The sequence below is a fragment of the Diaphorobacter sp. MNS-0 genome, assembly GCF_019602835.1.
Lineage (GTDB): Bacteria > Pseudomonadota > Gammaproteobacteria > Burkholderiales > Burkholderiaceae_C > Diaphorobacter > Diaphorobacter nitroreducens.
Genome location: NZ_CP080761.1, coordinates 662,411 through 676,865 on the forward strand (window position 1 = coordinate 662,411; position 14,455 = coordinate 676,865).

Sequence of the window (14,455 nt, forward strand, 5' to 3'; positions counted from 1 at the left end):
GCACCCATGACTACGCACCACAGCATTCATCCCCTGGACGCGGCGCTGGCGCTCTCGTCCAGCCATTCCGAAGGGGCCGGGCAGTACACCGGCCACACCTCGCCGGCTTACTGGAACATGGTCGGGCCGTTTGGTGGCATCACCGCGGCCACGCTGCTGCAGGCCGTGATGCAGCACCCCGACCGCCTGGGCGAGCCCCTGTCGCTCACGGTGAACTACGCGGGCGCGCTGGCCGAGGGGCCGTTCACGCTGCAGGCCACACCGGTGCGCACCAACCGCTCCACCCAGCACTGGACGCTGTCCATCCTGCAGGCGGGGGCGGACGGAGCGCCCGTGGTCACCACCACGGCCACCGTGGTCACGGCCGCGCGGCGCGAGACTTGGGGTGCCGCCGACACGCCCATGCCGCAGGTCCCCGCGCCGGCGCAGTGCAAACCCGTGCAACCGGCGTTCCGCTCGGAGTGGCTGCAGCGCTACGAGATGCGCCCGGTGACCGGCGCGCTGCCCGAACAGTGGGACGACAGCGGCGACACCAGCCTGTCGCAGCTGTGGATGCGCGACGCACCCGCGCGGGCGCTGGACTTTTGCGCGCTGGCGGCGCTGGCTGATGTGTTCTTCCCTCGCGTGTGGCTGCGCCGCGCGCGCCAGGTGCCCGCGGGCACCGTGTCCATCACCGTGTACTTCCATGCGGGCGCGGACCTGCTGGCGCAGACCGGCACGGGCTACCTGCTGGGCCAGGCGCGCGCGCAGGAGTTTCGCAACGGCTTTTTCGACCAGACCGTGCAGCTGTGGAATGAGGCCGGCGCCATGCTGGCCACCAGCCACCAGATCGTTTATTACAAGGAATGACCCCCGGAGCAACACCCATGAGTACAACGAAAGCAGACATCCTGGTCCACGCAGAAGAGGGCGTGACCACCATCACCTTCAACCGCGTGGAGAAGAAGAATTCCATCACCACGGCCATGTACGCGCAGCTGGCCGATGCGTTCGAGGCCGCGGCGCAGGACGCGTCGGTGCGTGTGGTCGTGCTGCAGGGCGACGTGGCCATCTTCAGTGCGGGCAACGACATCGGCGACTTTTTGCAGCAGCCGCCCGCCACACAGGACGCGCCCGTGTTCCGCTTCCTGCGCGCCATCGCCACCTTTCCCAAGCCCGTGCTGGCTGCGGTGTGCGGCCCGGCAGTGGGCATCGGCACGACCCTGCTGTTCCACTGCGACCTGGTGTACGCCGGGGACAACGCGGCGTTCTCGATGCCCTTCGTGAACCTGGGGCTGTGCCCCGAGGCCGCCTCCAGCCTGTTCGCGCCGCAGATGCTGGGCTACCACCGCGCGGCCGAGGCGCTGCTGCTGGGCGAGCCCTTCATGGCCGAAGCGGCGTTGGAAGTCGGCTTCGTCAACCGCGTGGTGCCGCCGACCGAATGCAACATGGTGGCCCAGGCCCAGGCGCGCAAGCTCGCGGCCAAGCCGCTGTCGGCCCTGATCGAGACCAAGCGCCTGCTCAAGAAGAGCCAGACCGCCGCCGTGCTGGAGCGCATGGCCGAGGAGGGCCAGAGCTTTGGCCGCATGCTGCGCGAGCCCGCCGCCCGCGAGGCCTTCACCGCGTTCATGGACAAACGCCGCCCGGATTTCAGCGCCTGCTGACATCCGCCCCGCCACCGAACGGGGCGGGGGCAGGGCGACGCCGGCATCCATGCCGTGTTCGCCCTACGCGCCGGTGATCACCGTGTCTGCTGGACAGGGTGGCCGTGCATTTGAATGAAAAATGGCTCTAGCGCTTGTCCAATAAGCGCTAACAGCTCCTGATAAGAGAGCAAAAATTCCATGAGCAAACCTGCCAGCCTGCCAGTGGGCTTCGAGCCCGAGTTCATCGCCGGCCTGCGCCAGATCTTTGAAGAGAAGATTCCCTTCAACCACTTGCTGGGCCTGAAGATCACGCGCCTGGAGCCCGCGGCCGTCGCGGCGCGCATCGACATGCGTCCCGATCTGGTGGGGCACTTTGCCTACAACCGGCTGCACGGCGGCGTCATCAGCGCGGGGCTGGATGCCATGGGCGGTCTGGCCGTGATGGCGGCCATCGGCGCCAAGCACATGGACGAGGCGCCCATGGACCGCCTGCACCGCTTTGCCAAGCTGGGCACCATCGACCTGCGCATCGACTATCTGCGCCCCGGCATCGGCAGCCACTTCGAGCTGCGGGCCGAGGTGCTGCGCCTGGGCTCGCGCGTGGCCACCACGCGCATGGAGTTCCTCGGCCCGCAGGGCGAGCTGATGTCCGCGGGAGCCGCGGCGTACATCGTCTCTTAGCGCGACCGTGCGAAGACGGGCCGCGCCGGGCACGCGCCGTTTGGGGGATACGCGCTGTGTGCTGCTGCAAGCCCTGCAAGTGCATGCAACCATCGAACGGTTTGGTTACCGTTCTTGCGTAACAGGGGCGGTTTTGATCTGTGGCAACTCCTAGCATCTGCGGGTCTTTTCTAGGAGATCCGATCCGATGGCCGTGCAAAACCCCTTCTTTGGCAAACGCGAACCCGACACTTTCCAACCCCGCCAGCCTTCGTCAGCGCTGGGGGGCACCACCACCACCGCAAGCACCCCAACCGCCGCTCCCGCAACCAGAACCGCTGTGTCTACGGCCTCCAGCGCCGCGGCCGAGGGCAGCGGCAGCAAGCTGACCGTGGGCCCCAACATCAAGCTCAAGGGTGTGGAGATCACCGATTGCGACACCCTCGTCGTGGAAGGCACGGTGGAGGCCACCATGGATTCGCGCGTGATCCAGATCACCGAGCAGGGCGCGTTCCGCGGCTCCGCCGAGATCGACATTGCCGAGATCCACGGCGAGTTCGACGGCACGCTCACCGTGCGCCAGAAGCTGGTGATCTTCAGCACCGGCAAGGTGAGCGGCAAGATCCGCTACGGCAAGGTGGTGATCGAAGAGGGTGGCCAGCTCTCCGGCGAGATCGAGGTGGGCCTGGGTGGTGGCGCGCGCATGAGCGCGGCCTCGGGTTCGTCGTCTGCCGCATCGTCGGCCGCGCTGGCCGCGGCCTGACGCCGGCACACCCATCGCCGCCAGCGGGAGGCCGTGAGGCGCTCCCGTTTTTTTACGGCGCGACGCTTTCGTCGCCCGGCTTCCGAATGGGGCGCGGGCGGCCGTTTTCGTCGATGGCCACATAGGTCAGCGACGCCTCGGTCACCTTCACGTAGCTGCCCTGGGTGCGGATGTGCTCGGCATAGACCTCCACCTGCACGGTCATGGAGGTGTTGCCGATGCGCGTGACTTCGGCAAAGAACGACAGCAGGTCGCCCACGCGCACGGGCTGCTTGAAGATGAATTCGTTCACCGCCACCGTGGCCATGCGGCCGCGGATGTACCGCGCGGGCAGCACGGAGCCGGCCAGATCCACCTGCGCCATGACCCAGCCGCCGAAGATGTCGCCATTGCCGTTGGTGTCGGCGGGCATGGGTATCACCTTGAGTACCAGTTCCTTGTCGGCGGGCAACTGGGTGTGGGAGGCGGGGCGATCCTGGGACATGGGCACAATCTTTGGTTTGCTTGACTCCACGGATTGTCCATCATGCGCCGCTACGGCGAAGCCATCGCCTCCGACAGCCCACGCGTTCGTTCCGACCGGGCCACCCTGCAGCGCCTGCTGCCCTATCTGTGGCAGTACAAATGGCGCGTGGTCGCGGCCATGGCCTTCATGGTCGGCGCCAAGCTGGCCAACGTGGGGGTGCCGCTACTGCTCAAGAGGCTCGTCGATGCCATGACGCTGCCCGCCGGCAGCACCACGGCGCTGCTGGTGGTGCCCGTGGGGCTGCTGCTGGCCTACGGGGCGCTGCGCCTGGCCAACGCGGTGTTCAACGAGTTGCGCGAGCTGGTGTTCGCCAAGGCCACGCATGGCGCGGCGCGCGCCATCGCGCTCAAGACCTTCGAGCACCTGCATGCGCTGTCCCTGCGCTTTCACCTGGAGCGCCAGACCGGCGGCATGACGCGCGACATCGAGCGCGGCGTGCGCGGCATCGAGTCGCTGGTGTCGTTCGCGCTGTTCAACCTGGCCGCCACGCTGGTCGAGGTACTGCTGGTGCTGTTCATCCTGGCGCGCCAGTTCGACGTCTGGTTTGCCGTCATCACGCTCACCGCGCTGGTGCTGTACGTCGCCTTCACCGTGGGCGTGACGCAGTGGCGCATCCAGTTCCGGCGCCAGGCGAACCAGTTCGACTCGGCCGCGCACAGCAAGGCCATCGATTCGCTGCTGAACTACGAGACCGTCAAGTACTTCAACAACGAACAGTTCGAGGCGCGCCGCTACGACGAAAGCCTGGAGCAATTGCGGCAGGCCCAGCTCAAGAGCCGCAGCACCCTGGGGCTGCTCAACAGCGGGCAGCAGCTCATCATCGCCGTGGGGCTGGTGGCCATGCTGTGGCGCGCCACCGAGGGCGTGGCCGCGGGGCGCATGACGCTGGGCGACCTGGTCATGGTCAACGCCTTCATGATCCAGATCTACATCCCGCTGAACTTCCTGGGCGTGATCTACCGCGAAATCCGGCAGAACCTGACCGACCTGGACAAGATGTTCACGCTGATGGACAGGGAGCAGGAGGTGGCCGATGCGCCCGGCGCCCAGCCGCTGACGGACCTGCACACGCCCACCGTGCGTTTCGAGGATGTGCACTTCGCCTACGACCCCGCACGGCCCGTATTGCAGGGGGTGAGCTTCACGATTCCCGCCGGCAAGACGGTTGCCGTGGTCGGCCCCTCGGGCGCAGGCAAGAGCACCCTGAGCCGCCTGCTGTACCGTTTCTATGACCTGCAGGGCGGGCGCATCACCATCGCGGGGCAGGACATCCGGGCGGTCACGCAGGACAGCCTGCGCCGCGCCATCGGCATCGTGCCGCAGGACACGGTGCTGTTCAACGACACCGTGGCCTACAACATCGCCTACGGCCGCACCGGCGCCAGCCAGGCCCAGGTCGAGCAGGCCGCGCGCGCCGCGCATATCCACGGCTTCATCGCCGCCCAGCCCAGGGGCTACGAGACGACGGTGGGCGAGCGCGGCCTGAAGCTCAGCGGCGGCGAGAAGCAGCGCGTGGCGATCGCGCGCACGCTGCTGAAGAACCCGCCCATCCTGATCTTCGACGAGGCCACCAGCGCGCTGGACTCGGCCAACGAGCGCGCCATCCAGGCCGAGCTGGCCAGCGCCGCGCAGAACAAGACGACCCTGGTGATCGCCCACCGCCTGTCCACCGTGGTGGACGCGCACGAAATCCTGGTCATGGAGGCCGGCCGTATCGTCGAGCGTGGCACGCACGCGCAGCTGCTGGCCCACGGCGGGCACTACGCGCGCATGTGGGCGCTGCAGAAGAATGATGGTCAAAACGGGCTGAAGCGCTTATGTGGCAAGCGCAAGCAGCTATCAAAATGAAAGCACGGAGCGTTGAGCATGGATATCGCCGCCCTGCAGCGTGAGCTGCGCGCCTTCGCCGCCGCGCGTGACTGGCAGCCCTTTCACACGCCCAAGAACCTGGCCATGGCGCTGATGGTGGAGGCGGCCGAGCTGCAGGAGCTGTTCCAGTGGCTCACGCCGGAGCAGTCGCGCACCTTCACCCAGGACGCCACCGCCCACGAGCGCGTGGGCGACGAGATGGCCGATGTGCTGCTGTACCTGCTGCAGCTGGCGGACTACGCGGGCGTGGACCTGGAAGTTGCCGTGCGGCGCAAGCTGGCCAAGAACGCCGTCAAGCATCCCGTTCCCTGATGCGTGAGGCGTAAAAAAGCGGCTAGCGCCCGTGGTTAGGGCGCTAGCCGCTTTTGATTTGATAGCGCTGGCAGAGCCTGCGCTATGGGGCAAGGCGCCCCATTACTGCCCCATTACTGTTTGCGCGCCGCAATCGCCTTCTCGGCTGCGCTTACCAAGTCGGCGCCGATCTGGCCCTTCCACTTCTCGAACACGGGGCGCGTAGCCTTCACGAAGGCGTCGCGCTCGGCGGGGCTCAGCTGCGTCACGGTCACGCCATTCGCGGCAATGTCCTTGAGCAGCGGCTTGTCGGCCTCGATCATGCCTTTGCGCGCGATGGCAATTTCTTCCTTGCCGGCTTCGATGGCGGCCTGCTTGACGGCTTCGCGGTCGGCGGGCGTCCAGCTGTTCCACACGTCCTTGTTCACCACGAAGATCAGCGGGTCGTTCATGTAGCCCCACATGGTCACGTGCTTCTGTGCCACGGTGTGCAGCTTGGCGGCCTGGTACACGGCGATGGGGTTCTCCTGGCCGTCCACGGCGCCGCTGGCCATGGCGGGCTGCGCGTCGGCCCAGCTCATCTGCGTGGGGTTAGCGCCCAGCGCGGTGAAGGTGTCGAGGAACAGGGGCGAGCCCACCACGCGGATCTTCAGACCCTTGAGGTCGGCGGGGCTCTTGATGGCGTGCTTGGAGTTGCTGATCTCGCGGTAGCCGTTCTCACCCCAGGCCAGTGGCACCACGCCGGCCTTTTCCAGCGTCTGAAAGATGCTCTTGCCGACTTCGCCCTGTGTGACCGCATCGACAGCCGCGTAGTCGGGGAACAGGAAGGGCAGCGAGAACAGGTTCAGCGCCTTCACCTGGGGCGACCAGTTGATGGTGGAGCCCACGGCCATGTCGATCACGCCCTGGCGCAGCGCGGAAAACTCACGTGTCTGGTCGCCCTGGATCAGCGACACGCCCGGGTAGAGCTTGATGTTGATGCGGCCCTGGGTTTTCTCCTTGACCTTCTGTGCCCAGATCTCGCCGCCCTTGCCCCACGGGAAGGCGGTGCCCAGTACCAGCGACATGCGGTATTCGCTCTTGTAGTTCTGCGCCAGCGCGGGTGTGCCGAAGGCAAGGGCCGCAGCAGCGGCGACGGCGGAAGTGAGGAAAGTGCGAAGTTTCATGGGACAGGTCTCCTTGGAAAAAATGCGAACGAATCAATAGCCCAGCTGGGCAGGCAGCCACAGGGCCAGCTGCGGGAAGGCGATCACGGCCACCATGACCAGGAACATGGCCAGCAGCATGGGGCCGACCCAGCGCACGGTGGACTCCATGCGCACGCCTGCGATGCGGCAGCTGACCATCAGGTTCACGGCCAGCGGCGGCGTGAACTGGCCCAGTGCGACCTTCAGGGTGAGGATCACGCCGAACCACACCGGGTCCCACTGGTAGTGCTGCATGATGGGCAGCAAGAGCGGCACGAAGATCAGGAAGATCGAGATGCCGTCCAGGAACATGCCCACGGTGATGAGCAGCAGGATCAAAAGCGCCAGCACGCCGTATTCGCCCAGGCCGGAGTTCACGATGGCGTTGGCCACCGGGTCGATCACGCCCAGTGTGGACAGTGAGAACGCGAAGATGCCCGCCAGCGACACCACGATCAGGATCACGGCTGAGAGCTCGCCCGCTTCGCGCAGGATGGTGAACAGGTCGCGCACCTGAATGGTGCGGTGGATCACCATGCCCACGAACAGGCCGTAGAACACGGCCACCACGGCGGCCTCGGTGGGTGTGAACCAGCCTGCGCGCATGCCGCCCAGGATCAGCACCGGCGCGGCCAGGCCCCAGGAGGCTTCGCGCAGGCTGCGCCAGAACGGCGGGCGGGGCATGTCGGCTTCCAGGTGGCCCATGCGGTGGCGGCGCGCCATCCACACGGCCGGCACGATGAGCGCAATGCCCGCCAGCACGCCCGGCACCATGCCCGCCGCGAACAAGGCCGGCACCGAGGCCCCGGGCACCAGCACCGAATAGATGATGAACGCCACCGAAGGCGGGATGAGGATGTCCGTGGCTGCGGCCGCCCCCACCACACTGGCCGAGAAGCTACCGGGGTAGCCCGCGCGGCTCATGGCCGCGATCATCACCCCGCCCACGGCGGCCGCGTTGGCCGGTCCCGAGCCGGAGATGCCGCCCAGGAACATGGCCACGGCAATCGCCACCAGCGGCAGCATGCCCGGTCCGCGCCCGACAATCGCCACGGCAAAGTTCACCAGGCGCAGCGCCACGCCCGAACGGTCGAAGATCGAGCCCACCAGCACGAACATGGGAATCGCCAGCAGCGGGTACTTGCCCAGCCCGGCGTAGAAGTTCTGCGGCACGGCGAGCAGGCCAAACCATTGCGTCTCGGCATTGGCCAGCGCAATGGCGGCGGCGCCGGCCAACCCCAGGGCGGCACCGATGGGCACACCCACAAACATCAGCACCAGGAAGGCGACGAAGAGCAGCGTGGCGATCATGGCTGGCGCTCTCCGTTGTCGTCTGCGTCATTGCCGAGAAACTCCACGTCCGGCTGGCGCGTGCGGCGGATCAGCAGGCCAATGGCGCGCCAGGTGATGAGCAGCGAGAGGATGGGCAGCCAGACCGAGTACCACCACTGCGGCACGCCGATGCCGGGCGAGGTTTCTTCGAAGCGGTAGTCGTCCCAGACCACGCGCACGCTGAGCACGGCGATCACCGCGAACAGCACGGCCACCAGCAGTGCGCCAAGTTGTGCCAACCGGCGGCGGCGGGCTGCGGAGCCGCTGTCGCAGAAGAATTCGATGCGGATGTGGCGGTCGCGCGCCACCGCGGCAGAGCCAGCCACCAGGGCCAGCACGATCATCAGGAAGACCGAGAGCTCCTCGGTCCAGGCAAAGGACGAATTGGTGAAATAGCGCACGAGCACGTTGGCAAACGTGATCAGCGCCAGCAACGCCATGACGATGACGGTGAGCCAGTCCTCGATGCGCAGGGAACGGGGTTCGCTGGAGGCGGGGGCGCTAGAGACGCGCGCGCCATCCGGGGCGGCATCGTCGGCCGGCCCGGGGGTAGGTAGGGAGGACATGGGGGCAGAGAACAGAAAAGTCGAACATGAAAGGCTGGCCGCTCTGCCCTCCGGTGTTGTGCACCAGGGGCCTGGTCGAAGGATTGCGCTGTGGGCGCGAGAGGGCCTATTTTGCAATCAAACGTACGGTGCTCCGCCGCAGGGTGTTCCCCAGGAGGGCGCTGGGGCGGCCCAGTCGCGCTCAACAGGGGGAGAAGGCCTGCCTGGGCGCATCGAGAAGGCCTGCCTGGGCGCATCGATAATGCGGGCCATGGAAACCAAATGGCTCGAAGACTTCGTCAGCCTGGCAGAAACGCGCAGCTTCAGCCGCTCGGCGCAATTGCGCCATGTGACACAGCCCGCTTTTTCGCGGCGCATCCAGGCGCTGGAGGCCTGGGCCGGCACCGATCTGGTGGACCGCAGTTCCTACCCCACGCGGCTGACGGCCGCGGGCAACACGCTGTACGACCAGGCGCTGGAGGTGCTGCAGGCGCTGCAGAACACGCGCGCCATGCTGCGCGCGCACACCAGCGCGGGCACCGACATGATCGAGTTCGCCGTGCCGCATACGCTGGCGTTCACTTTTTTCCCGGCCTGGGTGTCGGCGCTGCGGGCGGACTTCGGCCCGCTCAAAAGCCGGCTGATCGCCCTGAACGTGCACGACGCAGTGATGCGCCTCGTGGAGGGCGGCTGCGATCTGCTCATCTCCTACCACCATCCATCGCAGCCCCTGCAACTGGACCCGGACCGCTACGAGATGGTGACGCTGGGGCAGGAGGTACTGGCCCCCTACGCCAAGGCGGGCGCTGATGGTCAGCCGCTGTTTTGCCTGCCGGGCCGGCCTGGCGAGCCGCTGCCCTACCTGGGGTATGCGCCGGGGGCCTACTTGGGGCGCGTGACGGAGCTGATCCTCAAGCAGGCGGGGACGGCCATCCACTTGGACCGCGTGTACGAAACGGATATGGCCGAAGGCCTGAAGGCCATGGCGCTGGAAGGGCACGGCGTCGCCTTCCTGCCCTACAGCGCGGTGAAGAAGGAACTGCGTTCGCGCAAACTCCTGAGCGCGGCGCCGCCCGATGCGCAGGACCTGCAGATGGTGATGGAAGTGCGCGCCTACCGCGAAAAGCCCTCGCGCAAGGAGCCGGCCAAGGGCCTGGCCCAGTCCCTGTGGACGTACCTGCAGACGCGCGCCGGACAGAACCCCATCTGACGCGGGCGCACCACACTTGGCAGGCAAGTCTTGCATGCGAACCCACATCCCTGGCATTGGATTGCGTGGTCACGCGACATTACAGTCTTTGAAACTAAATGTGGCAACGCACGGTCGCACCGAAACATGGCGCGCACCTGGTGCGGAGATTGCTAAGCCATGCACAAGGGAGACCCTCTGAATGAATTGCAAGCAAGGATGGAAGGCGCTGGGCGCCGCGGTGGCGCTGTGCTGCGCCGTGGGCGCGCAAGCCCAAGGGGTGCTGGAGCGTGTGCGCGGCGGCGGACCGCTGGTGCTGGCGCACCGTGAATCGTCGGTGCCGTTTTCGTACGTGCACGAGGGCAAGCCCATGGGCTACGCCCTGGACCTGTGCCTGCATATCGCCGAAGTGGTGCGCAAGAAGACCGGCATGAAGAACATGCCGGTGCAGTTGGTGCAGGTGACACCCGCCAATCGCATTGAGATGGTGAAGACCGGCAAGGCCGATATGGAATGCGGCTCCACCACCAACAACGCCGAGCGCCGCAAGGATGTGGCCTTCACCATTCCGCACTTCATCACGGGTGCGCGCCTGCTGGTGCCCGCGGCCAGCACGGTGACGCGCATGGAGGATCTGGAAGGCAAGAAGCTCGTGTCGACCAAAGGCACGACGCCCTACAAAGCGGCCGAGCAGGCCAACCGCGAACGGCTGATGCGCATCCAGATGGTGGAGGCGCCCGACCATGAGGCCGCGGTGGTCATGGTGGAGAAGGGCCAGGCCGACGCCTTCGTGATGGACGATGTGCTGTTGTATGGCTTGGCGGCCAACCGCCCCGACCCCAAGGCGCTGAAGGTGGTGGGCCGCTTCGTCACCACCGAGCCGCTGGCGATCATGCTTCCCAAGAACGATCCCGAGTTCAAGAAGTTGGTGGACGAGGAGATGCGCCGCCTGATCGTGAGCAATGAGATCAACGCCATCTACAACAAGTGGTTCATGCAGCCCATTGCGCCTACCCATCGTGCGCTGAACCTGCCCGTGAGCTACCTGCTGCGGGACTTCTGGAAATACCCTACCGATCAGGTCCCCTTCTGAACCCACAATACGCCCCTGTCTTGAACGCGCCGCAGGGTGTGGCTTGACCGCCATCGGTTCCTCAGAACGGTCGTTCGATTTCAATACACTTCGCTTTTCGCTTCACCCACAAGGAGATATTCATGAAGAAGCATTTGCTGGCCGCAGCCATTACCGTCCTGGCCGCTGGTAGCGCGTTCGCACAGGCCAACGACACCCTGGCCAAGATCAAATCTACGGGTGCCGTGACGCTGGGCGTGCGCGAGTCCTCGGGCCTGGGCTACACCCTGGGCAACGGCAAGTACGTGGGCTTCCACACCGAGATGGGTGAGCGCATCCTGGCCGACATCCAGAAGCAGCTGGGCCTGGCCAACATGGAGATCAAGTACCAGCCGGTTACTTCGCAGAACCGCATTCCGCTGGTGACCAACGGCACGGTGGACATCGAGTGCGGTTCCACGACCAACAACACGGCCCGCCAGAAGGAAGTGGCCTTTGCCGTGACCACCTATGTGGAAGAGGTGCGCATTGCCGTGAACGCCAAGTCGGGCATTACCGGCATCAAGGACCTGAACGGCAAGACCATCGTCACCACCACCGGCACGACGTCGGTGCAGACGCTGCGCAAGCACAAGCGCGCCGATGGCCTGAACTTCAAGGAAGTCATGGGCAAGGACCACGCCGACAGCTTCCTGATGCTGGAAACGGGCCGTGCCGACGCTTTCATCATGGACGGCTCCATTCTGGCCGCCAACATCTCCAAGTCCAAGAACCCCTCTGACTTTAAGATCGTGGGCGAAGTGCTGTCGGTGGAGCCCATCGCCTGCATGATCCGCAAGGACGATCCCGCCTTCAAGAAGGCCGTGGACGACTCCATCAAGCGCCAGATTGCAGACGGCAGCCTGGCCAAGCTGTACGACAAGTGGTTCATGCAGCCCATCCCGCCGGCCAACGTGAAGATCGGCCTGCCGCTGTCTGAAGCCACCAAGGAAGCCTGGGCGAATCCGAACGACAAGCCCATGGAGTCGTACGAAGTCAAGTAATCGGCTTGCATTGCATCGCCCCTTCGGCCTCTGGGCCCGAAGGGGCGTTTTTTGTTGTTGCGCCAGCGCCGCCATGTGCCGCCGCGGCAACACGGATCGAAGAATAGAAGGGGTGCTCCTATGAATTGGGATTGGCAGGTGTTCTGCCAGGACACCATTACCCAAGAGGTCGGTCAAAGCTGCTTCGGCAAGAACGGCGACATCACCTACCTCGACTGGATGCTGTCAGCCTGGGGCTGGACGGTATCCGTTTCCTTGCTGTCGCTGGCCGTTGCGCTGGTGGTCGGTTCGCTGGTCGGCACGCTGCGCACGCTGGAAGGCCGTCCATGGACGGTGCGCCTGGGCAACGCCTGGGTCGAGCTGTTTCGCAACATTCCGCTGCTGGTGCACATCTTTGTGTGGTACCACGTGGTGCCGTCGATCTTCCCGGCCATGAAATCGCTGCCGGGCTTCGTGCTGGTGGTGTTTGCGCTGGGCTTCTTCACCTCGGCGCGTATCGCCGAGCAGGTGCGCTCGGGCATCCAGGCGTTGCCGCGCGGCCAGCGCTATGCGGGCATGGCGCTGGGCTTCACCACGTTCCAGTACTACCGCTACGTGCTGCTGCCGATGGCGTTTCGCATCATCATCCCGCCGCTCACCAGCGAGACCATGAACGTGTTCAAGAACTCGTCGGTGGCGTTTGCCGTTTCGGTGGCCGAGCTGACCATGTTCGCCATGCAGGCGCAGGAAGAGACTTCACGCGGCATCGAGGTGTACCTGGCCGTCACGGCGCTGTACATCATCTCGGCCTTTGCCATCAACCGCATCATGGCGTTCATCGAAAAGCGCACGCGGGTGCCGGGCCTGATTGCCGCAGGCGGGGGAGGCCACTGATATGAACCTGAATATCGATTGGTCCTTCTTCACCTGGGAGCTGTTCAGCAACTTCGTGATCAAGGGGCTGTACTTCAGCCTGGTGCTGACGGTGATCGCCACCGTGGGCGGCATCCTGCTGGGCACGGTGCTGGCGCTCATGCGCCTGTCGGGCAAGAAGTGGCTGGACGTGCCGGCCACCATCTATGTCAACGGCATGCGCTCGATTCCGCTGGTGATGGTGATCCTGTGGTTCTTCCTGCTGGTGCCCATGATCATCGGTCGCCCCATCGGCGCCGAGGTGTCGGCCGTGGTGACCTTCATCGCCTTCGAAGCCGCCTACTTCAGCGAGATCATGCGCGCAGGCATCCAGTCCATCCCGCGCGGCCAGGTGTTCGCGGGGCAGGCGCTGGGCATGACCTACGGGCAGAACATGCGCCTGGTGGTGCTGCCGCAGGCCTTCCGCAACATGCTGCCGGTGCTGCTCACGCAGACCATCATCCTGTTCCAGGACACGTCGCTGGTGTACGCCATCGGTGCCTACGACATGCTCAAGGGTTTCGAGATCGCGGGCAAGAACTATGGCCGCCCGATCGAGGCCTACCTGGCCGCGGCCGTGGTCTATTTCATCCTCTGCTACGCGCTGTCCTGGCTGGTCAAGCGCCTGCACAAGAAGATCGCCATCATTCGCTGAAGCGGCGTTCCAAGGAATTGCAATGATTGAACTGAAGAACGTTTCCAAGTGGTACGGCAGCTTCCAGGTGCTCACGGACTGCTCCACGAACATCCAGAAGGGTGAGGTGGTGGTGGTCTGCGGGCCCTCCGGCTCCGGCAAGTCCACCCTCATCAAAACCATCAACGCGCTGGAGCCCTTCCAGAAGGGCGAGATCTTCGTGGACGGCGTGGCCGTGCACGACCCCAAGACCGACCTGCCCAAGCTGCGCAGCCGCGTGGGCATGGTGTTCCAGCACTTCGAGCTGTTTCCCCACCTGTCGGTGACCGAGAACCTGACCATCGCGCAGATCAAGGTGCTGGGCCGCAACCCCACCGACGCCAAGGCGCGCGGCCTGAAGATGCTGGAGCGCGTGGGCTTGACGGCGCACAAGGACAAGTTCCCCGGCCAGCTGTCGGGCGGTCAGCAGCAGCGCGTGGCGATCGCACGCGCACTGTCGATGGACCCCATCGTGATGCTGTTCGACGAGCCGACCTCGGCGCTGGACCCCGAAATGGTGGGCGAGGTGTTGGATGTCATGGTGGGCCTGGCCCAGGAGGGCATGACCATGATGTGCGTGACGCACGAGATGGGCTTCGCGCGCAAGGTGAGCAACCGCGTGATCTTCATGGACGTGGGCGGCAAGATCCTGGAGGACTGCTCGAAGGAGGAATTCTTCGGCAACCCCGAGGCGCGCCAGCCGCGCACCAAGGACTTCCTCAACAAGATCCTGCAGCATTGATTCCGCATACCCCCTGAGGCGCTTCGCGCCTTCCCCCACACTCGCAG

16 protein-coding genes are annotated in these 14,455 nt (G+C 65.5%); 12 read left to right on the forward strand and 4 right to left on the reverse strand.

Annotated elements, in window-relative coordinates:
- The first annotated feature begins 6 nt into the window (after positions 1–6).
- From K2L43_RS03205 to K2L43_RS03220, 4 genes are all read left to right on the forward strand, one after another.
- Positions 7–849, forward strand: coding sequence for an acyl-CoA thioesterase II (locus tag K2L43_RS03205; RefSeq protein ID WP_011804051.1), 843 nt, complete (start codon positions 7–9; stop codon positions 847–849).
- A 17-nt stretch (positions 850–866) separates the two neighbouring features.
- A complete protein-coding gene (locus K2L43_RS03210; RefSeq protein ID WP_011804052.1) occupies positions 867–1,643 on the forward strand; it encodes an enoyl-CoA hydratase in 777 nt (258 codons plus the stop codon).
- Positions 1,644–1,823: 180 nt separating this feature from the next.
- The gene (locus K2L43_RS03215) at positions 1,824–2,306 is read left to right on the forward strand and encodes a thioesterase family protein (protein WP_011804053.1); all 483 of its coding nucleotides are present in this window, start codon (positions 1,824–1,826) and stop codon (positions 2,304–2,306) included.
- A gap of 187 nt (positions 2,307–2,493) precedes the next feature.
- Complete coding sequence (locus K2L43_RS03220) at positions 2,494–3,048, forward strand: polymer-forming cytoskeletal protein (RefSeq protein ID WP_220638488.1); 555 nt, start codon at positions 2,494–2,496, stop codon at positions 3,046–3,048.
- A 52-nt stretch (positions 3,049–3,100) separates the two neighbouring features.
- Here the strand turns inward: K2L43_RS03220 and K2L43_RS03225 are convergent, their stop codons facing one another.
- A complete protein-coding gene (locus tag K2L43_RS03225) occupies positions 3,101–3,532 on the reverse strand; it encodes an acyl-CoA thioesterase (RefSeq protein WP_011804055.1) in 432 nt (143 codons plus the stop codon).
- A gap of 42 nt (positions 3,533–3,574) precedes the next feature.
- Here K2L43_RS03225 and K2L43_RS03230 point away from each other — a divergent pair, with 42 nt between their 5' ends.
- Positions 3,575–5,422 (forward strand): ABC transporter ATP-binding protein/permease, encoded by a 1,848-nt coding sequence (locus K2L43_RS03230; RefSeq protein WP_220638489.1) that lies wholly within the window; start codon positions 3,575–3,577, stop codon positions 5,420–5,422.
- An 18-nt stretch (positions 5,423–5,440) separates the two neighbouring features.
- Positions 5,441–5,755 carry a nucleotide pyrophosphohydrolase gene (locus tag K2L43_RS03235; protein ID WP_220638490.1) on the forward strand — a complete coding sequence of 105 codons (315 nt, stop codon included), beginning with the start codon at positions 5,441–5,443 and terminating at the stop codon, positions 5,753–5,755.
- Positions 5,756–5,868: 113 nt separating this feature from the next.
- Here K2L43_RS03235 and K2L43_RS03240 read toward each other — a convergent pair whose 3' ends face one another.
- Genes K2L43_RS03240 through K2L43_RS03250 form a run of 3 tightly spaced genes read right to left on the reverse strand, consistent with a single transcriptional unit; the run spans position 5,869 to position 8,819 of the window.
- A complete protein-coding gene (locus tag K2L43_RS03240; RefSeq protein ID WP_012655603.1) occupies positions 5,869–6,900 on the reverse strand; it encodes a DctP family TRAP transporter solute-binding subunit in 1,032 nt (343 codons plus the stop codon).
- A 33-nt stretch (positions 6,901–6,933) separates the two neighbouring features.
- Positions 6,934–8,232, reverse strand: coding sequence for a TRAP transporter large permease (locus tag K2L43_RS03245; RefSeq protein ID WP_220638491.1), 1,299 nt, complete (start codon positions 8,230–8,232; stop codon positions 6,934–6,936).
- Entirely contained in the window at positions 8,229–8,819 is a 591-nt protein-coding gene (locus K2L43_RS03250) for a TRAP transporter small permease (protein WP_012655605.1), read from the reverse strand. The genes K2L43_RS03245 and K2L43_RS03250 overlap by 4 nt, the downstream gene beginning before the upstream one ends.
- A 250-nt stretch (positions 8,820–9,069) precedes the next feature.
- Here K2L43_RS03250 and K2L43_RS03255 point away from each other — a divergent pair, with 250 nt between their 5' ends.
- From K2L43_RS03255 to K2L43_RS03280, 6 genes are all read left to right on the forward strand, one after another.
- On the forward strand, positions 9,070–10,008 hold the full coding sequence (locus tag K2L43_RS03255; RefSeq protein WP_011804061.1) for a LysR family transcriptional regulator: 939 nt from the start codon (positions 9,070–9,072) through the stop codon (positions 10,006–10,008).
- Positions 10,009–10,189: 181 nt separating this feature from the next.
- The gene (locus tag K2L43_RS03260; RefSeq protein ID WP_172206126.1) at positions 10,190–11,080 is read left to right on the forward strand and encodes an amino acid ABC transporter substrate-binding protein; all 891 of its coding nucleotides are present in this window, start codon (positions 10,190–10,192) and stop codon (positions 11,078–11,080) included.
- A 122-nt stretch (positions 11,081–11,202) separates the two neighbouring features.
- Positions 11,203–12,102: a transporter substrate-binding domain-containing protein gene (locus K2L43_RS03265; RefSeq protein ID WP_011804063.1), complete on the forward strand. Its 900-nt coding sequence runs from the start codon at positions 11,203–11,205 to the stop codon at positions 12,100–12,102.
- A 120-nt stretch (positions 12,103–12,222) separates the two neighbouring features.
- Positions 12,223–12,975: an amino acid ABC transporter permease gene (locus tag K2L43_RS03270; protein ID WP_011804064.1), complete on the forward strand. Its 753-nt coding sequence runs from the start codon at positions 12,223–12,225 to the stop codon at positions 12,973–12,975.
- A gap of 1 nt (position 12,976) precedes the next feature.
- On the forward strand, positions 12,977–13,648 hold the full coding sequence (locus K2L43_RS03275) for an amino acid ABC transporter permease (protein ID WP_011804065.1): 672 nt from the start codon (positions 12,977–12,979) through the stop codon (positions 13,646–13,648).
- 22 nt (positions 13,649–13,670) lie between these two features.
- Positions 13,671–14,408: an amino acid ABC transporter ATP-binding protein gene (locus K2L43_RS03280; RefSeq protein ID WP_011804066.1), complete on the forward strand. Its 738-nt coding sequence runs from the start codon at positions 13,671–13,673 to the stop codon at positions 14,406–14,408.
- Positions 14,409–14,455: the final 47 nt, after the last annotated feature.